The sequence below is a fragment of the Endozoicomonas sp. OPT23 genome (assembly GCF_009653635.1).
Lineage (GTDB): Bacteria > Pseudomonadota > Gammaproteobacteria > Pseudomonadales > Endozoicomonadaceae > Endozoicomonas_A.
Genome location: NZ_PPFD01000002.1, coordinates 262,319 through 285,232 on the forward strand (window position 1 = coordinate 262,319; position 22,914 = coordinate 285,232).

General features: G+C 48.3%; 21 protein-coding genes. 7 read left to right on the forward strand and 14 right to left on the reverse strand.

From position 1 onward, the window contains the following. The first annotated feature begins 51 nt into the window (after positions 1-51). Together EOPP23_RS03030 and EOPP23_RS03035 are read left to right on the forward strand one after the other, a co-directional pair. Positions 52-711, forward strand: a complete 660-nt coding sequence (locus tag EOPP23_RS03030) for a peroxiredoxin (RefSeq protein WP_153764506.1) — start codon at positions 52-54, stop codon at positions 709-711. Between the two features lie 62 nt (positions 712-773). Further along, positions 774-1,580, forward strand: a complete 807-nt coding sequence (locus tag EOPP23_RS03035) for a class I SAM-dependent methyltransferase (protein ID WP_228550548.1) — start codon at positions 774-776, stop codon at positions 1,578-1,580. Positions 1,581-1,759: 179 nt separating this feature from the next. Here EOPP23_RS03035 and plsB read toward each other — a convergent pair whose 3' ends face one another. The 4 genes from plsB to nth form a co-directional block, all read right to left on the reverse strand. Next, positions 1,760-4,252, reverse strand: a complete 2,493-nt coding sequence (gene plsB, locus EOPP23_RS03040; protein ID WP_153764507.1) for a glycerol-3-phosphate 1-O-acyltransferase PlsB — start codon at positions 4,250-4,252, stop codon at positions 1,760-1,762. A 195-nt stretch (positions 4,253-4,447) separates the two neighbouring features. Then, complete coding sequence (locus EOPP23_RS03045) at positions 4,448-4,834, reverse strand: hypothetical protein (RefSeq protein WP_153764508.1); 387 nt, start codon at positions 4,832-4,834, stop codon at positions 4,448-4,450. A 1-nt stretch (position 4,835) separates the two neighbouring features. Further along, positions 4,836-5,966, reverse strand: a complete 1,131-nt coding sequence (gene dapE, locus EOPP23_RS03050; protein WP_153764509.1) for a succinyl-diaminopimelate desuccinylase — start codon at positions 5,964-5,966, stop codon at positions 4,836-4,838. Between the two features lie 57 nt (positions 5,967-6,023). Continuing rightward, positions 6,024-6,656, reverse strand: a complete 633-nt coding sequence (gene nth / locus EOPP23_RS03055) for an endonuclease III (RefSeq protein ID WP_153764510.1) — start codon at positions 6,654-6,656, stop codon at positions 6,024-6,026. A 113-nt stretch (positions 6,657-6,769) separates the two neighbouring features. On the opposite strand from nth, the gene EOPP23_RS03060 reads away from it, so the two are divergent. Next, positions 6,770-7,528 (forward strand): hypothetical protein, encoded by a 759-nt coding sequence (locus EOPP23_RS03060; RefSeq protein ID WP_153764511.1) that lies wholly within the window; start codon positions 6,770-6,772, stop codon positions 7,526-7,528. Between the two features lie 57 nt (positions 7,529-7,585). Here EOPP23_RS03060 and EOPP23_RS03065 read toward each other — a convergent pair whose 3' ends face one another. From EOPP23_RS03065 to EOPP23_RS03100, 8 genes are all read right to left on the reverse strand, one after another. Next, positions 7,586-8,362 (reverse strand): electron transport complex subunit E, encoded by a 777-nt coding sequence (locus EOPP23_RS03065; protein WP_153764512.1) that lies wholly within the window; start codon positions 8,360-8,362, stop codon positions 7,586-7,588. Then, complete coding sequence (rsxG, locus tag EOPP23_RS03070) at positions 8,355-9,083, reverse strand: electron transport complex subunit RsxG (RefSeq protein ID WP_153764513.1); 729 nt, start codon at positions 9,081-9,083, stop codon at positions 8,355-8,357. Before rsxG ends, EOPP23_RS03065 begins: the two co-directional genes overlap by 8 nt. Before the next feature lie 6 nt (positions 9,084-9,089). Next, on the reverse strand, positions 9,090-10,148 hold the full coding sequence (gene rsxD, locus EOPP23_RS03075) for an electron transport complex subunit RsxD (RefSeq protein WP_153764514.1): 1,059 nt from the start codon (positions 10,146-10,148) through the stop codon (positions 9,090-9,092). Between the two features lie 102 nt (positions 10,149-10,250). Continuing rightward, positions 10,251-12,947 (reverse strand): electron transport complex subunit RsxC, encoded by a 2,697-nt coding sequence (gene rsxC / locus EOPP23_RS03080; RefSeq protein WP_153764515.1) that lies wholly within the window; start codon positions 12,945-12,947, stop codon positions 10,251-10,253. After that, positions 12,944-13,534: an electron transport complex subunit RsxB gene (gene rsxB / locus EOPP23_RS03085; RefSeq protein ID WP_153764516.1), complete on the reverse strand. Its 591-nt coding sequence runs from the start codon at positions 13,532-13,534 to the stop codon at positions 12,944-12,946. Before rsxB ends, rsxC begins: the two co-directional genes overlap by 4 nt. 19 nt (positions 13,535-13,553) lie before the next feature. Then, entirely contained in the window at positions 13,554-14,138 is a 585-nt protein-coding gene (rsxA, locus tag EOPP23_RS03090) for an electron transport complex subunit RsxA (RefSeq protein WP_153765006.1), read from the reverse strand. A gap of 416 nt (positions 14,139-14,554) precedes the next feature. Next, positions 14,555-15,196 carry a glutathione S-transferase gene (locus EOPP23_RS03095; RefSeq protein WP_370514604.1) on the reverse strand — a complete coding sequence of 214 codons (642 nt, stop codon included), beginning with the start codon at positions 15,194-15,196 and terminating at the stop codon, positions 14,555-14,557. 81 nt (positions 15,197-15,277) lie between these two features. Further along, the gene (locus EOPP23_RS03100; protein ID WP_153764517.1) at positions 15,278-16,102 is read right to left on the reverse strand and encodes a LysR family transcriptional regulator; all 825 of its coding nucleotides are present in this window, start codon (positions 16,100-16,102) and stop codon (positions 15,278-15,280) included. Positions 16,103-16,279: 177 nt separating this feature from the next. On the opposite strand from EOPP23_RS03100, the gene EOPP23_RS03105 reads away from it, so the two are divergent. Further along, the gene (locus EOPP23_RS03105; protein ID WP_153764518.1) at positions 16,280-17,002 is read left to right on the forward strand and encodes an SDR family oxidoreductase; all 723 of its coding nucleotides are present in this window, start codon (positions 16,280-16,282) and stop codon (positions 17,000-17,002) included. A gap of 183 nt (positions 17,003-17,185) precedes the next feature. Here the strand turns inward: EOPP23_RS03105 and nhaC are convergent, their stop codons facing one another. Continuing rightward, positions 17,186-18,592, reverse strand: a complete 1,407-nt coding sequence (gene nhaC / locus EOPP23_RS03110) for a Na+/H+ antiporter NhaC (RefSeq protein WP_153764519.1) — start codon at positions 18,590-18,592, stop codon at positions 17,186-17,188. Between the two features lie 156 nt (positions 18,593-18,748). Here nhaC and EOPP23_RS03115 point away from each other — a divergent pair, with 156 nt between their 5' ends. From EOPP23_RS03115 to ybaK, 3 genes are all read left to right on the forward strand, one after another. Further along, complete coding sequence (locus EOPP23_RS03115) at positions 18,749-19,054, forward strand: DUF2288 domain-containing protein (RefSeq protein WP_153764520.1); 306 nt, start codon at positions 18,749-18,751, stop codon at positions 19,052-19,054. A gap of 70 nt (positions 19,055-19,124) precedes the next feature. Further along, a complete protein-coding gene (gene arfB / locus EOPP23_RS03120) occupies positions 19,125-19,541 on the forward strand; it encodes an alternative ribosome rescue aminoacyl-tRNA hydrolase ArfB (RefSeq protein WP_153764521.1) in 417 nt (138 codons plus the stop codon). 32 nt (positions 19,542-19,573) lie between these two features. After that, the gene (gene ybaK / locus EOPP23_RS03125) at positions 19,574-20,047 is read left to right on the forward strand and encodes a Cys-tRNA(Pro) deacylase (RefSeq protein WP_153764522.1); all 474 of its coding nucleotides are present in this window, start codon (positions 19,574-19,576) and stop codon (positions 20,045-20,047) included. 15 nt (positions 20,048-20,062) lie between these two features. Here ybaK and EOPP23_RS03130 read toward each other — a convergent pair whose 3' ends face one another. Then, positions 20,063-22,831, reverse strand: coding sequence for a hypothetical protein (locus EOPP23_RS03130; protein ID WP_153764523.1), 2,769 nt, complete (start codon positions 22,829-22,831; stop codon positions 20,063-20,065). Between the last annotated feature and the right edge of the window lie 83 nt (positions 22,832-22,914).

The window sequence follows — 22,914 nt, forward strand, 5'->3', positions numbered from 1 at the left end:
AAATGGTCGAATTGTATCTGATATTTCGAAAACACTGTTTAGAGGAAGATCATGACATTAAGAATTAACTCTACAGCACCTGACTTTTCCGCAGAAACCACTCAAGGTCGAATCAGTTTCCATGACTGGATTGGCGATTCCTGGGCCATCCTTTTCTCTCACCCAAAAGATTTCACTCCTGTCTGCACCACAGAACTGGGTTATATGGCCAGACTGCAGCCGGAGTTTGATCGCCGCAACTGCAAGATTATTGGTCTGAGTGTCGACCCTGTGGATAACCATGATCGCTGGGTTGTGGATATTGAGGAAACTCAGGGTAGTCTGCCCCAGTATCCGATGATTGCGGATACCGATCTGAATGTCGCCAAACTCTACAATATGCTGCCAGAGGAAGAAGAGGGTTCTTCTGAAGGCCGTACACCTGCGGATAATGCTACGGTCAGAACGGTGTTTATCATTGGACCTGATAAGAAGATCAAGTTGATGATGACTTACCCAATGACCACAGGCCGTAACTTTAACGAGATTCTGCGATCTCTGGATTCCATTCAGCTAACCAGTAAGCACACAGTTGCAACGCCTGTTAACTGGCAGCCCGGTGAAGATGTTATTATCCCGCCTTCAGTGACTGATGAGCAGGCTAAGCAGAAATTCCCGGAAGGCTGGAAAACCCTTAAGCCTTATCTGAGAGTGGTTGCTCAGCCCCGCTAGTTTTTATCAGCTCTGTCCTTGTTCTCGATGGCTGGAATACCAGTCATCGTTGATCCTGTTGTTTGCAAGCATTACTGTCCGTTGAACAGAGCATGATTATTGAATACCCAAGTCCCGCCAGCGATGACTCCCTGTTACTGGACGTTAAAAAAGCCATTCCTGATGCCCGTTTTCTTTCTGAAGCGGGGAAGCTTGAGCAAGATGATCTGATACTGAGTTATATTGATCAGGTTTTATCCCTGAGACATTTCAAGAGTAAGGAGAAGCCTGTCGCTGTTGACTTTGTTGGCGGTAAAGCAGGACATCGTCGTAAATTCGGTGGTGGTAAAGGTCAGGATATTGCCAAAGCGGTTGGTATGAATAAGGGCTCTAAGCCTCATGTGCTGGATGCTACCGGTGGCCTTGGTCGTGATGCGTTTGTTCTGGCTAGCCTAGGTTGTACTGTTTCAGTAATTGAGCGTTCGCCAGTGATTGGTGCTTTGCTGGAAGATGGTTTGAAACGGGCAATAGAAGACCCTGAAGTTTCAGATATTGCTGGTCGTATCACCCTGATCAAGAAGGACAGTCGGCTGGCAATGCAGGAGATGGTATCTGCAGGGCAGGAATACGATGTTGTTTATCTGGACCCCATGTTTCCTCATCGGGATAAGTCTGCACTGGTAAAGAAAGAGATGCGGATTTTTCAGGAGCTTTTGAGTGGAGATCCGGATGCGGATGAGTTGCTGGAGCCTGCTTTGCAGTTGGCTAAGCATCGTGTAGCTGTGAAGAGACCGAAGGGAGCACCAGATTTAGGTAGTAAGGAACCTACGTATCGTTTGGTAGGTAAGGCTTGTCGTTATGATATTCATGCACTGAAAGCCTTTGATTGATTGTTAATGGCTTGTGCATATCGGTCAAGAAGCTGGTTTACTGTGCCCGCTCCACTGTGCAGTCCTGCACAGAGTCGCTAGCCGGCCATCCATGGCCTTTGGAACAGTAAACCAGCTCCTTTCCCTAAAGAAGGTTCTAACCTTCAAGCCACACAACAGTTAGAGTGTGGCTGTTTTAGTTAAATCGACTGCGGCTCTTCAATAGGCGTCGGTTGACTGTGAGTGGCCTGCAGGATGCTGTGGCGTACTTCACTGGTCAGTACCTTGAAGGCTTCGTCTGCGACCATTTTCACTTCTTCACCAAAATTCAGCTTGTTGGTCAGGCTGATGTCGATGATGTCGTTCTGACGCAGTTGTTCGATAAAGCCTTTGAACAGGTTTTTGTCGAAGAACTCCGGTGCGTTCAGACCGTGAATAATAGACAGTCGTTGTGCAAGGTCGCGGCTCTGTTTCTCCAGAGTTTCCTGTTCGATAAAGCCGCTGCCATTGCTGATCAGCAGGCTGATAACCGTGTAGAAACGTTCCAGAGTCTGGGAGATTGCACGGGACAGCACGGTCAGTACAACGTACTGGGATGAACTGTGTTCAGGTGGCTGGTAGTAACCATCTTCAGTCTTGATGACAAGGCCTTCTTCCACCATGGCATTCAGCCATTGTTTCACTACCTTGATAAATCCGTGGTTGCTCCATTTCAGGAACAGTTCGGATTTCAGGTAAGGGTAGAGAATACTGCAGACACGGTAGATATCTCGCTGGCTCAGCTTACTGTTATTAACGAACAGGCAGCTCAGTAGCGACGGTACCGCAAACATGTGCAGAACATTGTTGCGGTAGTAGGTCATTACAATAGCTGTCTTTTCATCAAGGCTGTAAACGTCACCGAGAGAATCGCTGGTCTTGTGCAGTACATCGAGGTTTTCGACGTACTTGACCATACCGTAGCCATCCAGATCCGTCATTACAGTGCTGTCACTGTAAGGCGCTCTGGCTAGCAGGCTACGGTAGGTATCCAGCAGTAGTACAAGTTCATGCTCGCCTAATGCATGACGAGGTGCGGACAGCAGCGCCATAGAAACCAGGTTGACCGGGTTAATAACAGCGGCCGAGTTGATGCCACTGGCAATGCCAAAGGCCAGATTGCTGGTGGTTTTCTTCAGCCAGTCCGGCTTATGGCCGTCTGAGATATCAGTGTCACGCCATTGTGGCGCCTGTTGATCGAGGAAGTCACCCATGTTGATGGGGTCACCGAAGTTGATCCAGGCTTTACCAAACTCGTCTTTCAGGGCAGAGAAGGTTTTAAAGATATCCAGAGGGGACTCTTTCTTCTTGCTTTTGCCGCGAAGCTCACTCATGTAAGTGTTAACTTCAAGCAGTTTTTCATAGCCGATGTAGACAGGCACAAAAACGACCGGCTTACGGTTATTTCTCAGGAAGCTGCGCAGGCTTAAAGAGATCATACCGGCTTTCGGATTCAGCGTTCTACCTGTACGTGAACGGCCACCTTCCACGAAGTACTCAATAGGGAAGCCACGGCTGGACAGTGAGTAGAGGTATTCATGGAATACGGCACTGTAGAGCGGGTTGCCTCTGAACGTGCGGCGCATAAAGAAGGCACCGCCTTTGCGCAGGATGGAACCGACCACTGGCATATTCAGGTTGATACCGGCAGCGATGTGCGGCGGTGTCAGCCCTTCGTAGTAGAGAACGTACGACAGTAATAGGTAGTCGATGTGGCTGCGGTGGCAAGGCACATAGATAATGCTGTTCTTTTGAGACAGCTCTTTGACCTGATCAATATTATTGATGGAAACGCCGTTGTAGAGCTTGTTCCAGAACCAGGTCAGCAGAATATCCATAAACCTGACGACAGGGTATGAATAGTCAGACGCTATTTCGTTGGCGTATTTTCGAGCCTTCTGCTCAGCTTCAACCAGTGTGATTTCACGGGCAGAGGCTTCGGCTTCAATGGCTTTACGCATCTGAGGAGTATGAATCAGACCGTTGACCAGAATACGACGATGGGATTGATCCGGACCAATCACAGACTCACGCAGCTGTCGGAAGTGTACCCGAAGAACACGGCCAACCTTGCGCAGAGTACGTGAAGAGTCCTGACTTTCATCCACCATTTCTCTCAGAGACATAGCTGGATTGAAATGCACCATGGTTTGACGACCATGAAGAAGAATCGCCATAAACTTGCTGAAGCGACCACCAAGGCTGAAGTTCCAGTCAAACAGTAGCTTAAGTGCTGACTGTTCTTTCTCTGGAGTACGCCCCCAGAAGATGCTGACAGGCACCAGCTGAACATCCAGTTCAGGGTTTTCTTCAGACTCTTGTATCAGGTGTTTCAGAGTGGTCGTGGTGCCGGGGTGTTCTCGCTGGAGAATTACGCCGCGCTGATGGGTCAGATAGAAGAAAGCCTGAGAGCCTTCCTTTTTGTCCTGATGAATAAAAGCATAGGGGCGTGGCAGGCCAGCCCGTCGGCACTCCTGTTCAACCACCATAAGGTCGGAGTAGGAGCGATTGCGAAGAACGTAACACACGGGTTTGTCAGATTGCAGACCAAGGGACTCTGCATCATTGTTTTTGACGGTGGTTCTTACCCATGTAAACAGCAGCTTTCGCAGGCTGTGAAACAAGAAGCGTTTGAGCGAATTGGGTTTGTGCATCTGGGGATGGCCGCAGCCCTGACAGTGAGCAGGAAAAGGTTACAAATTTGAAACGAGGGATTCTAGCCTGAATGCTGTCTGTTAACAATCCGGTTACAAAAGGAAGTGTTTTGAAATATCGAAACCATTGGCTAATGGTTTGTGTTTGGAGACTGTTGCCCGCTTTCGGCAGACAACAGTTGGGTAGATATTTAACTACAACGCATTTGGCCAGGAAAGGGTGCTTTCCTCACCCTGTTCTGTAATCTGCCACCACTCGTCCATGTCTTCACCATCGGCCCAGGGGGCAGCGTTTGCGCGGACACGGCAGTTGGCAAATTTGTTCAGATCCTTGCCGCAGGCTGTGTCACTTTCCCAGGGCGTTTGGCCGGATTTGAACCAGATGCTGGTCCAGGCCTTGCCAACAGCATTCTCGACAATCATCAGAGGAATGCGGGCATCACCTTTATAAAGCAGGAAATCATGGACTACCTTGCCAGAGTTCAGAACTTCCCATTGATTAAAATGGCTGCTCAGCCACTTCTCAATATCAGCCAGAGGCATGTTCTTGGCGTAGATTTCAATATCTTTAACGGTATTCATATCAGGTTAATAGACGCTCAAGCATCCCTTGGTAAATTTGACTGAGATCGTCCAGCTCACTGGCTTTGACGCACTCGTTAACTTTATGAATTGTGGCATTCACTGGCCCAAGTTCCACAACCTGTGCGCCAGTAGGTGCAATAAAGCGACCATCAGAGGTACCACCGGATGTGGATAACTCTGCATCTATACCAGCCACTTCTTTAATGGCTTCTTTTGCCGCATTGACCAACGCTCCCGGGCGGGTCAGGAATGGCTGACCGCTGACGTGCCACTCTATATCGTATTCAAGCTGGTGGCTGTCGAGGATTTCCAGTACACGCTGTTGAATCTGCTTGTCAGTTAATTCGGATGAGAAGCGGAAGTTGAAGTTAACCTCGCACTTACCCGGAATTACATTGCTGGCACCTTCGCCAGCGTGAATATGCCAGATCTGGAAGCTGGTAGGCGGGAAGAACTCGTTGCCATTGTCCCAGGTTTCGCCAGTCAGGTCAGACAATGCCAGAGCTACTTCGTGAACCGGGTTTCTGGCCAGGTGTGGATAAGCCACATGGCCCTGAATACCACGAATAACCAGGTGACCATGCATGGAACCACGACGACCGTTTTTGATGACATCGCCAGTGGTGTTGGTGCTGGAGGGTTCGCCTACCAGGCACCAGTCGATCTTCTCGTTGCGGGCTTCAAGGTGTTCGATGACCTTAACGGTACCGTTTTGAGCCGGGCCTTCTTCATCAGAGGTGATCAGAAAGGCTACAGAGCCTTTGTGGTCAGGATGCTCTTTAACAAAAGCTTCGCAGGCGGTAACCATGGCGGCAAGGCTACCTTTCATATCCGCAGCGCCACGGCCGTGGAGCATACCGTCGATAACCTTTGGTTCGAAAGGCGGGTTATCCCACTTCTCAACGGGGCCGGTTGGTACTACATCGGTGTGGCCGGCAAATGCCAGCACTGGCGCTTCATCACCACGGCGCAGCCAGATGTTATCCACTTCGCCAAAGCGCAGTCTTTCTACTTTAAATCCCAGTGGTTCAAGACGGCTGATCATCAGCTCCTGACAGCCTTCATCATCAGGCGTTACTGAGGCTCTTGAGATCAGGTCAAGAGCGAGTTCGAGGGTACTTGAAGTCATGCCGTTACTTTCTGTCTGGTTCTAATGATTATTATCCGAGTGGCGGATTGTACCAGCTCAGGAGGTCTTCTGTTTGAACTCACAGAGGTCTTCGATCAAACAGCTGCCACATTGAGGCTTGCGAGCCTTGCAGACATAGCGACCGTGAAGGATCAGCCAGTGGTGGGCATCCAGCAGAAACTCTTTGGGTATCAGTCGGACCAGTCGCTTCTCTACTTCCAGTACATCCTTACCGGGTGCAATATTGGTGCGGTTTGAAACCCTGAATATATGAGTATCAACGGCCATGGCTGGCTGCCTGAAGGCTGTATTCAGCACTACATTCGCCGTTTTTCGACCAACACCGGGCAAAGCTTCAAGGTCTTCCCGATTATCCGGTACTTCGCCGTTATGCTTATCCAGAAGCATACGGCAGGTTTTGATGGTGTTTTCTGCCTTGGCGTTAAACAGGCCAATGGTTTTGATGTACTCCTTGAGGCCATCCACACCCAGATCGAAAATAGCCTGAGGTGTATTGGCAACCGGATACAGCTTGTCAGTAGCCTTGTTAACGCCCACGTCAGTAGCTTGAGCAGAGAGGAGAACAGCTATCAGCAGCTCAAATGGCGAAGAGTAATTAAGTTCGGTCTCTGGCTCTGGGTTCTGGTCTCTGAGACGGGTGAAAATCTCTGTGCGTATATCCTTGTTCATTCAAACAGCTGTCCGGGTTAAGAAGGCATGAACGGCAAATTCTAGCACTCTGGCATGGCAATCTTAAAACGTGACTATAGTTTTAATATTGTGGAGCTAATGGGCATGGAAGCATGAAGTCCTTTTTTGTTGTATTTCTTATGAGCCTCAGTCTGCTGACACCTTTGGTGAGTAGTGCCAGTGATACTGAGTTTCCATTTCGCAAAGGCTCTGCATCAGGAGCTATCATCAATGCTGCAGAGCGTTTTACCCGTTATTACTCGGCATCTGATTATCACTGTGGTTCTGTGCAGGTGACTTTGATGCCTGACTGGGAGGTGCTGGGTGTATTGATCATCAATGGTTCAGTTCAAAATCAGTTCCAGTTTCGAACCTGTAAAGACGGTGAGCAGTACTGCGCTAAAGAAGAGTATTCGGTACCTGTAGCTGTAGACCAGTACATAAGTTCGCAAGAATATACGGCTGAACTGGAAGACTTGAAACTATCGGAAGAATTGGCTGAAAAAGCCGAGAAATTGCCAGCCCGGCCCCAGATTTATCTCCCTTCAAAATTTAATACTAACCAGCTTCAAGTTCGACAGCTGACTGGATTCGTGGCGTTGGGGAATGTTTATTGGAATACTAATCCGGTTGAGTTTATTGTCAAAATACGACACAAAAATACCGGTTATACACCGCAGTTTTATATTACCCAGTCAGTGTGCAGTATTGCTCAGAAAGGTGAAGTGGGTGTTGAACAGCTGTCTGGTAGGTCAAAGGTCAGCTATTACATTCAAAACTCAGAACGTGATGACCAAACTTACTTCTATCACAATACCAGCACTGCTTTCTTCACACCTGGTTATGTCGTGATTCCTTCACCTGCTGAATAAGCTTCAGATATAAAAAATGGGGCTGAATGCCCCATTTTCGTGATAATTGAAAACAGCTTAACCGATATTACCCGTTACCCTAACCCGCTTGCTGCCAGCCTGAGTCACAGGCTCTTTGGCTTTCTTCGCTTCTTCCATCTTCTTGTCGATGATGTTTTTAATGGCAATCAAAAAGCCCATAAAAACAAAAGCGCCGGGAGGAAGAATGGCAAACAGGAACTGTTTGTAATCCTGGAATACGACAATCGTCCAATTCTCAGCAACAGGACCAAGCAGAAGGTCCATTCCTGAGAACAGAGTTCCCTGACCAATCAGTTCACGCAGTGAGCCCAGCAGCACCAGAATCACGGCAAAACCTGAACCCATCATAAAACCATCAAAAGCTGCAGGAATAACCGGCTGCTTGGAAGCGTACGCGTCAGCACGACCCAGAATAATGCAGTTGGTTACGATCAGTGGAATAAAAATACCCAGAATCTTATACAGCTCATAGGTGTATGCTTGCATCAACAGTTCTATACAGGTGGTAAAGGAGGCAATAACCATTACGAACACTGGCAGGCGAATAGCGTCCGTTACCTGATGACGAATCAGGGAAACCACGATATTGGAGCCCATCACAACCAGCATGGTAGCAATGCCCAAGCCTAGTGCGTTTACAACACTGTTGGACACACCCAATAGAGGGCAAAGTCCAAGAAGCTGAACGAGGGCAGGGTTATTCTTCCAGAGACCATCCCAGGCAATCTTGGCTGCAGACTGGTCGCCAAACAGTGATTTCTTTTCGATTGCTTCGTCAGCTGGAGCAATGGATTCAGCGGTTTCTTCAGCCATCGTTGCTTTCTCCGAGAGTGACGTTTTTATGAGCGGTCAAAGCCTGTCTGCCTTCTTTAAATAGACGATCTTTGTTGTCTTTAAAGTAGTTCAGAGTCCGGTGAACAGAAGCGACAACGGCACGAGGTGTGATAGTTGCACCAGTAAACTGATCAAACTGACCGCCGTCTTTTTTAACGTTCCAGCCTTTGTCCTTAGGGTTTTCCAGAGATTTACCTCTGAAACCAAGAATCCAGTCGGTGACCTTGGTTTCAATCTTGTCACCCAGTCCCGGCGTTTCCTTGTGGTTCGTTGCTCGCACGCCTGCCAGTGAACCGTCAGCGTAGATGCCAACCAGCAGGTCTATTCGACCGTTGTAACCATCGGGCGCAATGGTTGGAATAATCACAGCAACAGGTTCACCGGCCTTGAAGCCTACGTAAGCTGCTTTCTCTTCTGTCGTCGCCAGCAGGCTACTGGGAGCCAACGCTACTCGAGTATCGAGTAATTCGTTATCGTGCTCGGTGTCCGGTAGAATCTCTTTCAGAGCTTTGGCTTCATAGGCTCGAATTTGGGCAGTGATTCTGTCTTTGGTGGAAACATAGGTGCCTGCGATCAGACCTACTGTCAGAACGGCGAACAGGCCCAGTGTCAGACTGTTTTTGGCAATGCTACGGCCCAGAACGCTTTCCGATGTCGTTTCTTTAGTCGTTTCTGCTGTCTTTTCTGAAGAAGTACTCATCTGACATCAATCCGTTTTAGGCAGGCCCTTCTTGGGCTTGTCATGACCATAGGTACGCGGCTGAGTGTAATAATCAATCATCGGTGCAGCCATGTTCATCAGCAGTGTGGCAAAAGCGATACCATCCGGATAACCACCCCAGGCTCGAATGACATAAACCAGAACACCAATGCAGGCACCGAAAATCAGACGACCACGGGTACTGGTTGCACTGCTGACCGGATCGGTAATGATAAAGAAAGCACCCAGCATGGTCGCGCCAGAGAACAGGTGAAACAGTGGTGAACCATGACTGGCAGAACCGTCGCCCCAGAACAGGGTCGACATAATAAACAACGCTGCCAGCATGCCAACAGGTGCGTGCCAGGTGAATACTTTTCTATAAAGCAGGAATAAACCACCGGCCAGATAAGCCGCATTTACCCAGACCCAGCCTTTACCGCCAATGGATTGCAGTGCCGGGTTTTCAGCCCAGAGCTCGGTCATAGTCAGCGAATTGTTCTCACGAACGATATCCAGCGGCGTTGCCATACTGATGACATCCACATTCACACCCTGACCAAACAGCGGGAAGATGCTGCTTAAAGCATCCACAAAGCCATTAACGGGCAGATGTCTTTCAATGCCGGAAGGTGGCAGCCATTGGGTCATTTCTGCTGGGAAGGAGATCAGCAGCAACACGTAGCCGAGCATGGCCGGGTTGAAAGGGTTGTTACCCAGGCCACCATAAAGTTGCTTGCCAATGATGATGGCGAAAGAAACGCCGATTAGAGTCAACCACCATGGCGCTAACGGTGGCAGAGCCACTGCCAGCAACAGTGCTGTGACCATGGCAGTGCCGTCGGTCAGATAAAAACTGATGGGGCGCTTACGAATTTTCAGAATCAATGCTTCGCTGGCCAGCGCTATCATTACGCACCAGACGACATTGATCAGGGTTCCCCAGCCAAAGAATACTGTCTGTACGGCCAGTCCCGGCACTGCTGCCAGAAGAACCAGTTTCATTACCTGCTGCGTACTGTTAGGACCGCGAGCATGTGGGGATGTCTGTCTTACCAGAGCCATCTTCTATACCGATGTTGTTAAGCCCTGCAGGGCAGAGCGGATATCTTTGAGTGAGCTCTTGATGAGCCTGTAGGTTGGGTTTCACCAGAAGTTCAACCCAACCTACGCAAGATGTTCTGCCAATGCTTTTTCAGCAGCTTCAGCCTTGGTTTTGGCTTCTGCCAGCGCTGTTTCCAGAGCTGATGTATCGCCATCAGCATTATCTACAGCTCTTTGAGCTTTCTTCATTGCTGCTTTGGCCATGGCATTTTCAATCTTCAGCTTTTTCAGCTGATCATCTGCTGCAGGCTTAGCTTCAGTGACTGGCTTTTCAGCAGCTGGCTTTTCAGAAGCAGGTGCTGAAGCGGCTGCCAGTTGGTTGGCCATTTGTTCAGCTTTGGTACGACATTCGTCGACTGTTTTCTGCAGCTCAGCAGTATCAGCACCTTCTTCCTGAGCTTTTGCCAGAGCCCGTTCTGCTTTCTTAAGTGCAGCCTTAGCCATGGCGTTTTCGACTTTCAGTTTTTTATCGTCTACTGCCGGTTTGCTGGGCGCTGCTTTTGCGGGAGCAGGCTCAGAAGAAACCGCAGCTAACTGAGCAGCCATTTGCTCGGCTTTGATGCGACACTCGTCGACTGTTTTCTGCAGTTCAGCAGTATCAGAACCTTCTTCCTGAGCTTTCGCCAGAGCCCGCTCTGCTTTCTTAAGCGCTGCCTTGGCCATGGCATTTTCAACTTTCAGTTTCTTGTCGTCGGCTGAAGGCTTTTGTGCCGGTGCTGCTGGTGTCTGCTCAGCGGATGTCGCTTCCAGCTTTTTCGCCAGCTCTTCTGCTTTAATCCTTTGCTCTTCTACAGCCTGCTTAAGTGCATCTGTTTCAGAACTGCCTTCTTCCAGCGCAGTAGCCAGTGCTCTTTCTGCTTTCTTCAAAGCAGCTTTAGCCATGGCACTTTCGACCTTAAGCTTCTTCAGGTCGGCAGAAACGGCTGGTTTGGCCGCTGCCTCAGGTGCTGGTGCCGCAGAAGCCTTATCAAACTCTTTCTGAAGCTTGTCAGCTTGAGCCTGAAGCATCTCAACATCAGACTTCAGCTTGGCTGTGTCCCCTTCACCGGATTTCTCAACCTGCGCCAAAGCCCGTTGAGTCTTCTTCAGTTGAGCATTGGCCAGAGACAGCTGAATCTTCAACTCTTTCTGTTCGGACGAAAGCGCTGCTTTTGTAGGAGCACTTGCGCCTCCAGCGGCCTTCTTGGCCTTGGCTCTTTCAATAGCGGCTTTAACCGGATCAACCTCTGCGGTTGCTGCTGTTGAGCTAGTGTCGTCTTTATTCTCTCTGGCTGCTTTCAGAGCCGCAGCTTTCTTGGCATTCGCTTTACGCTTGGCTTCTTTCTCTGCCTGTTCCTGCTCCAGTCGAGCCTGACGGGTCTCATAACGAACCTTGGAACGTTCAGCTTTGGCGTTCTTTGCTTCCTGAGTACGAATTGCACCCTTGGAGGCTCGATAGTATTGCACCAGTGGAATGCTGCTTGGGCAGACGAAAGAGCAGGCGCCACATTCGATACAGTCAAACAGGTTGTGATGCTTGAGCTGGTCGAAGTTTTCAGCCTTTGCGTGCCAGTAAAGTTGCTGTGGCAGCAAGGATGAAGGACAGACTTCAGCGCACATACCGCAGCGAATACACGCCTGTTCTGGTATGGATGATGGAAATTCCTGAGAACTGCCAGCAATCAGACAGTTGGTAGTTTTCACCACCGGTACCGTCATATCATCCAGTGTAAAGCCCATCATCGGGCCACCCATAACCAGAGTGTTTAACTGACGACCGTTGACATCTGCCTCTTTCAGCAGTTCGCCAACGGAGGTACCCAGCAGAGCTTCAAGGTTCTTTTTGTCGCCAAGAGCGTCACCAGTCAAAGTGGTAACTCGAGAGATCAGCGGCTTGCCATGGTTCACTGCCTGATGAACGGCAGCTGCCGTGCCAACGTTTTGTACGGCAATGCCCAGATCGGAAGGCAGTTTACCGGAAGGTACTTCCTGTCCGGTCAGAATCTGAATCAGCTGCTTTTCACCACCGGATGGATATTTGGTCGGGAAAACAGCGACAGTCATAGACGGGTTACCTGCTGTCGCCTGTTTCATGGCGGCAACGGCTTCCGGCTTATTGTCTTCAATACCAATCAGGCACTGTTTAGCCTTCAGCAGGTGCATCAGGATAGCGGCACCGGAAATAATCTCATCAGCCCTTTCACGCATCAGCATATCGTCTGCAGTGATATAAGGCTCACACTCGGTGCCGTTCAGAATAAGGGTATCAATGGTGCTTCTTGGTGACAGTTTTACTGCTGTCGGGAAGCCTGCGCCACCCATACCAGCAATACCGCTCTGTCGTATATGTTCAACCAGCTCGGAAGGTTCAACAGCCAGATAATCTTCCACCGGCTTCAGTTCACACCATTCATCCTTGCCGTCAGTCTCAATGGTGATACAGGTATCATTCATGCCGGACGGATGCGGGATAGAGTGGTCGTCAATTGCAGTGACAACACCGGAGGTGGGCGCATGAACAGGCACGCTGACAAAACCAATGGCTTTGGCAACCATCTGACCTTTCAGAACTCTGTCGCCTACCTCAACAATGGCTTCAGCAGGTGCGCCAGCATGTTGAGACAGGGGCAAAACCAGTTTGGCTGGAATACTTGCTTTTGAAATAGGCTTGGAAGTTGATTGATGCTTGTTTTCTTCCGGATGCACGCCACCGGTCAGTGGCCACGTTTTATGCGGTGCCTGTTGAACTGTCTCGGTAATATCTTTCAAGGGAAGATTCATGCTGCATTCTCCCCACGTAAATCGGTTGCAATCAGGTCAGCCTGTGACTGTTTGGACGGCAATTCCCAGCTCCAGGTTCTAGTAGTGACTTCAATGGCTTTCATATCAATACAGTCAACCGGGCAGGGCTCTACGCAAAGGTCGCAGCCGGTGCACTCGTCGGCCATAACGGTGTGCATTTGTTTGGCGGCGCCGAGAATGGCGTCCACCGGGCAGGCCTGAATGCATTTGGTGCAGCCAATGCATTCATCCTCGCGGATGACGGCAACCATAGGTGGCTTTTCAACACCGTTCTCGGCATCCAGCGGCTCGGGTTCTACATCCAGCAAGTCGGCAAGAGAGTTGATGGTTGTCTGACCACCGGGAGGACATTTGTTGATGGATTCGCCGTTGGCAATAGCTTCGGCGTAAGGGCGGCAACCAGGGAAACCACACTGACCGCATTGTGTCTGTGGAAGCAGTTCGTTGACCTGATCAACAATAGGGTTGCCTTCCACTTTGAAGCGGACACTGGCAAAACCCAGAATGGCACCAAAGACAAGGGCCAGAACAAGCAGTGCAGCAATGGCGTAAAGAAAGATTTCCATACTCTTACAACAATCTCCCTTATAGTTTGATCAGGCCGGTGAAGCCCATAAAGGCCAGAGACATCAGGCCAGCGCTGATCATGCCAATCGCAGCACCACGAAACGGTACAGGTACGTCAGCCACGGCAATGCGTTCACGCATGGCAGAGAAAAGAACCAGTACCAGAGAAAAGCCGATGGCGGCACCAAAGCCGTAGGTCGCAGAATCCACCAAAGAACTGTTAAGACGGTTACTGTTCAATAGAGCCACACCCAGAACGGCACAGTTACTGGTAATCAGTGGCAGAAATACACCAAGCACACGATGAAGCAGAGGGCTGACCTTGCGCACCACCATCTCGGTGAACTGCACCACAACGGCAATCACCAGAATGAAGGAAATGGTTTTGAGAAACTCTAGTCCCATTGGAACCAGCAGGTAGGTATACGTTAGGTAACTGCAGATCGAAGCAATAGTCAGAACAAACGTAGTAGCCAGCGACATACCCATGGCCGATTCCAGTTTGTTGGACACGCCCATAAACGGACAGAGGCCGAGAAACTGTACCAGCACAAAGTTGTTGACCAGAATGGCGCTGACCATGATCAGAACCAGTTCACTCATCTGTTCCATTGCTACTCGTCACCTGGAGTGTTCTTTAGGGCACCGCAGCTGATACTCAGCCGCTGGCCTGCTTTTTAATAACTGCCTGTTTAACAGCATCAGCCCGCCCTGATTTCATCCGGATAATGCATGAGACCGTTAACTGTCTACATACCCCGTTTGCATAATAAGTCGATTGTCTGAAGTCGATTAATGTCTTCAGTACAGGCAAACGTCCGGCCAATACTTGATAAAGCGGGTCAAGTATATATGCCTGAAAAGTACAGTTGAATGTTTCTAAAAGACTTAAAAGGAATAAATATAAAACCTGTCATGTCCGTGCGCCTCTTTGAGGGTTAGAGGCTGCGAGTGGACAAAAGTTGCCTGATTATATCCGGATAAGAACTTTTTTGCCTATTGTGGATATCTGCAGGTTTTCAGGCTTTCCATAATGGTTTCTTTTTCATGATGCTCTGGAACAGATCGGACGCCAGAAATTGTGTCAGCCATCGCTGAAGGTGTTGATATCGGGATTGATAGAACCAGTCTCTGTCGACATGGGCAAACTGGCGAACAAAAGGTGCTATGGCCATATCAGCGAGTGTGATCTGTTCACTCATCAGGAAAGGTTGAACTGCCAGCCGTTCGTCCAGTTTTTGTAGAAACAGTTCACCCTGTTCGCGATAGAAGCTTTGCGGATGTTCGGGAAAACGGTCAGCATATTTATAGCGATCCAGATGTTTTTTGAACACCTGATCGTTCTCTTCGATAAGAGTCATGATGAGTTCTGACTGTGCAGGCTCTCGTGGCTGAGGCTTGTGTGGAAGCCAATGATCAGGATCGTTCTTAGCCAAAGCCCAGAGCATTATATCCAGGCTTTCATCGATCACCGTACCATCAACCAATACCAGAACAGGCACCGTACCTTTTGGAGAAGCCTCCAGCATGGGGGCTGGTTTGTTCTTCAGAATAATTTCCCGATGTTCCAGCTGAACATTTGAATAGGCAAGAGCAAGGCGAGCCCTCATGGCATAAGGGCAGCGTCGAAAAGAGTAGAAGATCGGTAGTTGGTCAGTCACAGTCTTTTAATTATGTTTTTCAGGGCAGTAGGTAATTATCTCCATTGCTACCCTGTGTGATCAATAACGAAATGAACTGTTTCAGTCGAGCTCATTCAATAGCTTCTTCAATAAAGGCGCTACTGACTTATTACTGGACCATGCCAGCCCTACCTGACGATAGTCAGTAGGGCCTGTGTAAGGTTTGATTTGTAAGGATGGCCACTGCTTTGCCATGCCAACCGGCAGAAAAGAAACGCCCATATTGGCCAGTAACAGCATGGCGACCTGATCCTTGCTGTCGACACTGGCGACAATATCCACGGTCAGTCCCTGCTGGCTGAGCAGTCCCAGTGTTCGAGTATGTGCTTCGCAGGGAGGACAGATAATAAAAGCCTGCTGGTCCAGATCTTCCAATTCAATCTGGTCTTTGGCAGCTAGTGAGTGATCCTGATGAACACAAAAAACATACTCTTCCTTCCATACCGGATAGAAAAGCTCATCATCGTTTTTCATATTATTCAGAATCAGTCGTGCATCACCTTTCTTGTCCAGATGCTGAAGAACCAGCTGATTGCCATCAAGAACCTTCTCACAGCTTTTGAGAAAATCGGCCACATACTGATGAGGCACTTCCGGCATTACTGAAATAGTCAGTTTCTGACGGGTCTGTTGTTCTTTCAACAGGTTGGGTATCTTGTCCAGTTCACCAATCATGCGAACGGCCATTGGGTAAAGCTGTTCAGCTTCCCGGGTTGGAATCACACCTTTTTTGCTGCGGTTGAACAGCAGGCAGCCCAGTTCTTCTTCAAGGTGTCGTATAGCGTTCGAGAGTGCTGGCTGAGATACAAAGCTGCGCTCTGCAGCACGGGAAATGCTCTGTTCTTCGTAGACGGCGACGAACTGCTTAAGAAGCCGGATATCCATGAATCTCCAAAGATAATAAAAAGTTATGGATAACTTAATGAAAAGGTATTTCCAGTGATCCCTACTGTCTGGTTAAAGTAGCACCACGTTTTAAGGAAGCCTTATAAGTGTGCAGGTACACACATGTGCATATATCTGCTTCAGGCTTACCGATCACAAAGCATACAGGAAATTATCATGACTAAACCATTGGTTGTTATCACAGGCGCAAGTTCCGGCATTGGTGAAGCGATTGCTCGTCAGTTCAGCGAAAAGGGCCATGCCCTGTTGCTGCTGGCACGTCGTGTTGAGCGTCTGGAAGCTATGGGTCTGCCAAACGCCATGTGCCGTAAGGTTGACGTAACTGACCGCGCTGCGGTTCAAGCTGCTGTTGCTGAAGCTGAAGCTGCCTACGGCGATACTGACTGCCTGGTAAACAACGCCGGTATCATGCTGCTGGGCTTTGCTAATCAGCAAGACCCTGCTGAATGGGACAAGATGATCGACGTTAACATCAAGGGTGTTTTCAACGGCATCAGTGCTGTTATCGCCAAAATGCAGGAGCGTAAGGGCGGCACTATCATCAACATCAGTTCTGTTGCTGGTAAGAAAGGTTTTGCTAACCACGTTGCTTACTGCGGTACCAAGTTTGCTGTTCACGGTCTGTCCGAGACTCTGCGTGAAGAAGTAGCTGACGACAACGTACGTGTTATCACTGTTGCTCCAGGCGCTGTTGAAACTGAGCTGCTGGGTCACACCACTTCTGCTGATATCGTTAACGGCTACGAAGACTGGAAAGGCTCCATGGGCGGCGCTATCGTTGCTAGCGACATCGCTGACTGCATTAGCTTTGTTTACGGTATGCCACAGAACGTTTGTGTACGTGAAGTTGTGGTAACAGCTACTCGTCAGCAGCCATAAGGTTGTTAAGAACTTCGCTCGGCTAAGTTATCCGGACATCTTGAATCATGCGTCCCAGTGACGGTTAAATATTTGATCATGTGTGTCCACATACTTAACGAGTTGAGTTTTAAAGTGTTGGTGTAAATTTGGCAGCTGGGGAGTTTTCTTCAGCTGTCTTTTTTGTATTCAGACCTTTGTTATTCAAGGAGTGGTTTTCAATGACTCTTCTTTGCTGATCAGACCAAAGCGAGTTGAAGGGGAGAAGTACGAGAAGAGAATAGCCAGTCCGATGCAGGAGAATGTCAGCCACATAAACGGTATATATTCAAAAGTGGACACTCCGAGCACGCCAGCCATAAAAATACCGTTATCGCTCCAAGGCACCATGGCTGAGGTGAGTGTGCCACCAAATTCACTGTTACGAGACAGCAGGTGACGGTCAGCATTCAGACGGTCATAGGTCTTTGTTAACAGTTTTGGCGTCATAATAAGCGACACATACATGGCACTACCAAGCAGGTTCGCCATAAAGCCGGTAAAAATGGTGTAACTGGTTAGACTGGTTTCACCCTTAATCAGTCGAGACATCTTTTCTGCAATCACCGTAATCACGCCAATAGCTTCAAGCAGGCTACCAAAGCCAAGTCCCAGCACGATAACAGCCAGTGAACTCAGCATGTTGAACATGCCACCACCATTAAGAAGCTGGTCAAGGATATTTATATGGGTACTGACATGAATAGGCTCCCAGGCGCTTCTCAATGCATCGACCAGATTAACGTCTTGAAATACAACAGCCCAGAGTGGCCCTAGAAAAGCACCTAGTGTAATGACAGGAAAAGCAGGTTTGCTTCTGGACAATAGTCCAATCACAACAAAAGGAGGGATCAGAGATATCCAGGTAATGTGAAAATGACTGGCTATGGCACTGGAAATAGCTTCAACCTGCTGCAGATCGACATTATTGCTGTAACTCAGCCCGGTAATGGTGAATAGAACCAGAGTAAACAGGTAGCTGCTCAGACTGATTGGCAGCATTCGGATAATGTGTGTTGAAACACTGACTCCGGACATGCCGGCAGCGAGAATAACGCTGTCAGAAAGAGGTGAGAGTTTGTCGCCAAAATAAACACCAGACAGAACCGCACCTGCTGTAATCGGGGCAGGAATCCCCATTCCCTGACCAATCCCCATCATGGCAATACCGGCAGTACCAGCAGCCCCCCAGGAGGTTCCGGTAGCCAAGGAGGTCAGAGAGCAAATTAATATCGCGGCAGGAAGGAACAGGCTGGGGCTGATGGTATTGAGACCATAATAAATTATGGTGGGAACTATGCCACCTGTTACCCACGTACCCGTTAATATTCCGACAGACAGAAGAATCAGAATGGCTGGAGTGCCTTCAAAAATACCTCGGGCAGCAGAATGTTCAAGATCCTTGTAACTGTGACCAAGGTACAAACCTGCGCCAATAACCAGAAACCAGCCTATGAACAGAGCCAGCTGGACAGGCAGGCTGAGAACTGCGGTAAAGCCGGATGCGAGCAGAAGAAAAGCGCCGAGAATCAGGGATATGAGTAACATGGAAGGCGGTATTTTTTTCGACATTCACTCTCACCCCAAAAACAGATCAATATAAAGTAATAGGTAAATATTGACTGTTTTTCCAACTTACAGTTTCAACCGGCTGTCTTTCAGTACATGGAAAAAGAGAGTTTGTGATAGTCTTGCCTGCTGAAATTGAACATCAGTCACAGGCGATACATGACAAATAACGTATCTGAAGAAACACTGAATAAAGCCAAATTGAACCTTGAAACTGCACAGATGCCGTGGAGTGAGCTGGAACGTTTTTTTGCGGGTGGCACACTGCTTTCAGTTTCAGCGGAGCTGGATATTGTCGAAGTAGCACACTGTATGTCTATCGATGATAAAGCAGCGATTGTAGGCTGGCTGAATGATAAAAAACTGGGGCAGATCAGTGATGATCAGGCTAAATCCTGGTGCGAGAGCAATGCTGAACTGTGGACAGTGATTGTTCGTCCATGGATTCTGGTTCAGGACAAATAGCACATAATTGTTTGATCATGTGTATTCATACACTTGTTCATATCTTATTCTTAATAGTCAGCAGGGTGCGATGCTTCAGATTTCCAATGCGGTAGCTATTCCAGATGATGAAATCGAGTTCAGTTTTATCAGAGCTCAGGGCTCAGGAGGGCAGAATGTTAATAAGGTCTCTTCTGCCGTTCACCTGAGGTTTGATATCAATGCATCGTCCCTGCCTGAGTTTTACAAAGAGAAGCTGCTGGCATTGAAAGATCATCGAATTTCAGCCAGCGGCATTATTATTATCAAGGCACAGAGTTTTCGTACCCAACTGAAAAACAGGGAAGATGCTCTGGAAAGACTGGCCGAATTGATCCAACAATCGGTGAAAGTAGAAAAAAAACGAAGACCGACCAAACCAACGCAGGGCTCTAAAAGAAGACGCATGGACAAGAAAACCCAGAAGGGAAAAACCAAATCCATGAGGGGACCAGTCAAAGGCTGGTGAGAGTCGACGTTTATCAGCTTTACGGAATTTTTATGACTCCAGCTATCAACCTGGCAAAAAAGTCAGGTATTCACTTTCAGACACATCAATACAAGCATGATCCTGCTGTTGCTTCTTATGGTGAAGAAGCTGCTGAAAAACTAGGGCTGAATCCTGCTCATGTCTACAAGACTCTGGTAGTGAAACTGGATACCGGAAAACTGGCAGTTGCTGTCGTACCGGTTGCAGGGCAATTAAATCTGAAAGCTATGGCCGCTGCCTGTGGTGTTAGAAAGGCGGCTATGGCTGACCAACAGGAGGCGGCAAAAAATACCGGTTATATTCCAGGAGGTATCAGTCCGCTGGGTCAGAAAAAAGCATTACAGACAGTTGTGGATAAGTCGGCTCTTGAACTGGATGTCATGCACGTCAGTGCAGGCAGAAGAGGTCTGGAAATAGAGCTGGCTCCAGATGATCTTATTACGCTGACCAGAGCTAAGTCAGTGATCATTGCTAAACAACATTAGAAAGTTATTTTGGGATTATTTCTTAGTAGGTTTGAAACGACTTTTTACAAACTGTTTGTAAAGCTCATGTTGTTTCTCCATAAAGGTATCAAACAGGCCAAGAATCTTTAGGTAATTAACATGGTCAGGCTTCTTACTGTAATCAGCCAGTGCCGCTTTAAGCTCGCTGGTGAGCCTTTTATTGCCAATTTTTTGCAGTTTTCTATCAAACTCTTTAGCTGCACAACTTTCAGGATTGGCCATGTTTTTAAACAAGTCTTTTATGCGATTCGGATTGTGTGATTTGAATTCATTCCAGAACGCCGGATTGTTTCCTGCTGCTGACCAGCCGTTGTATCGAGTGAAAAAATAGGTAAGCGTGTTGGAGCCGACTCGCTCCCAGATGTTGTCAGAGCCTCTGACCGCAGCCTCAACCTTGGCTTTTAATCCGAGGCCAGGTGCAACAGGAATAGATGTTTCCGGTGTGCCACCACCAATACCCACCTGCCCACTGGCTCTTATATATTGAACCCGCCAGTCACCATGGGACCTGATAAAGTTCACTTCAAAGTTGGCCTTTTGATAGGTGCCATACGAAAAACTGGTCGGCAGAGAATCAATGAAAAACGTTCCACCTACACCTGATGCTGCTGGCAAACCTTTGATAACACTGCTTAGTACCATTTGAGGGTTAGCTCCCAAGCCAGCACTGAAACTGACATTAAGGTACTTGCCTTCAGTATCAGGGATAAAATGTTGGCTGATATTACTGAGTCTGAATGCTGCCTGAACCTCTAACGGGCCAACTGTCACACGAAAGTTACCGCCACTGTTCAACTCCTTTCCTTCAGCTTTGGAAAAGAATGATAGATGCTTTCTGATATGTTTTTTCTCATCCAGATGAATTCGTGGTTGAGAGTAGTCTTGTTCAAATTTTTTCTGTAATGCATCGAATTGGAAGTCTCTATTTTCTGCAGGGGGACCATTCTTGAAACTTGCGGCATAGAGATTGGCCATGGCGGCATGAGTAGTCAGAACCGAACGAATATACTCTCCACGACCATTAGTTCCTCTGGCTTTTTCCATACGATGTTTCAGTTTTTTGATATCACGCTTAAATCTCCTGCTACCAGAGCCTTCCATCTGGTTTACCACAGAGCAGTAATGATCGTACTCAGTATAGAGAGCAGCCATGGATTGTCTCAGTTGTTCTCTTTGGGCATCAATAACCACTGAGGCCGCTTCCTGTTCTCCCAAGTCCGTATCTGAGAGGGCATACTGATTTTTAGCGTCTTCAATTTTATTCCCCAGCTCATCGAGCCACCGTTCTCCTCTCTTACCTTTCAGCCATTCAGTACCATTTTGAACCGAGAAGTGGCGAGAAGGCTGGTCGTTGAGGTGGGAAGGGTCTGCCTTCAAGGTTTCCAGCCAGCCATGCTTTTGGTAATAATTCGTGTGGGTGTTGGAGACATGAAACTCACCCCGTAACATCCCTTCCAGTGCAGAGCCGGAGAGTGAACTTTTTATACTTTGAGCTTTGGTGTCCAGATACTGCTTTTCCGGGACTATTGGCAGGCTTAACTTCTGGTTTGCAGGCAGTGAACCATTAGCGTGAAGTAAGGTTTGCAGTCGAATCAGGTCTGCTCTGGCTAAATTGCCCGTTTTATCTGCCTTTGAAGTGTTATAAGCACCTTTTGCCGAGTGCAGCCGACTCTTGATGCTAGTGACTTTTTTTTCAAGCAATAGTGGAAGCATGTCATTGGCATGATGATCGATGTAACTCTCCAAACTCTGAAACATCTTGCCTGTCTTGATGGTTCCGGTAACCGCCGCATCACCTCGTATCGTGGCATTATTACCCGCAGATAGATTCAGTTTGGCAGAGAAAACGTGATCATCAGTGATTTTGGCTGAATCGAGAGATTTGACATTAAACCTATACTCAAGTTTTACCGAAGCGCCCAATGCGTCCATGCCAAAGGCCGAGGCTGCCAGCCCAAGCTCAACGGCTACGGCTATTTCTCTTTCTGTACCAGCCCGATTCAAATGCTTCAGTTTTTCCCGCAATTGCTCTTTGAATTCATTTTTGATTTCTTCGAGGGCCTGAGATTTAAGCTGGTTCTGTAATAATTTTGCTACTTCACGGTCTGACTCTGGCAGATGCGGTGCTATTTGTCCCAGAAGCTTATGGTATTGCCCACATTGATTCTTGGGAGAAAGGGAGTTTATTTCAGCCAGCTGTTTGTCAATACCGCTGGCTAAGGCAGCTAATTCGGAATTGTCAGCAGCTTTTCTGTGAATCCTTTCAGCAAAGCTATTGAGGTTGGCTCTGGTCAGTTTACTGAGCTGGTCTCTGCTGCTGAGATCAATATTGCTGCTGATTTTACTGTTGATGTGCCATTTCAGGTTTTCTACTGTGCTTCCTTTATGTTGCAGCTCACGCAAGTCAGGCAATGCTGTGTCCAGTTGATTGAGTTGTTCTTGAGATAGAGACTGATCAGAGTCGATGAGCTCTTTAATCGTATCGCTTTGAACCAGTATATCGAGTAGAGCTTCGTTTTGAACTCCCTGTTGTGGGGCGTGTATAGCCAGGAGAGCGGCTAATTGATGTTGAGGCGACAGAGCTGCAGTAGTACGGCTGTTCAATCTGGTGCCTAGTTTAGAGCCAGAGTTCACTCCTGAGGTGCCGTTAGCCTGCATAGGCTTAACCTGTCGACCTGCAAAAACCTGTCCGGTTTGCTCGACAGAGGTTGAATTATTGAGGCCTGATCTCGGTAAGGCTCCAGACTGACTGATTTCGTCCATGCTGCTGACTATGACTTACATTGTTCTTTTTTTCGGCTGAATCAGCCAGTAGCTTATTTGAAATTGCAGGTGAATTTTCCTGA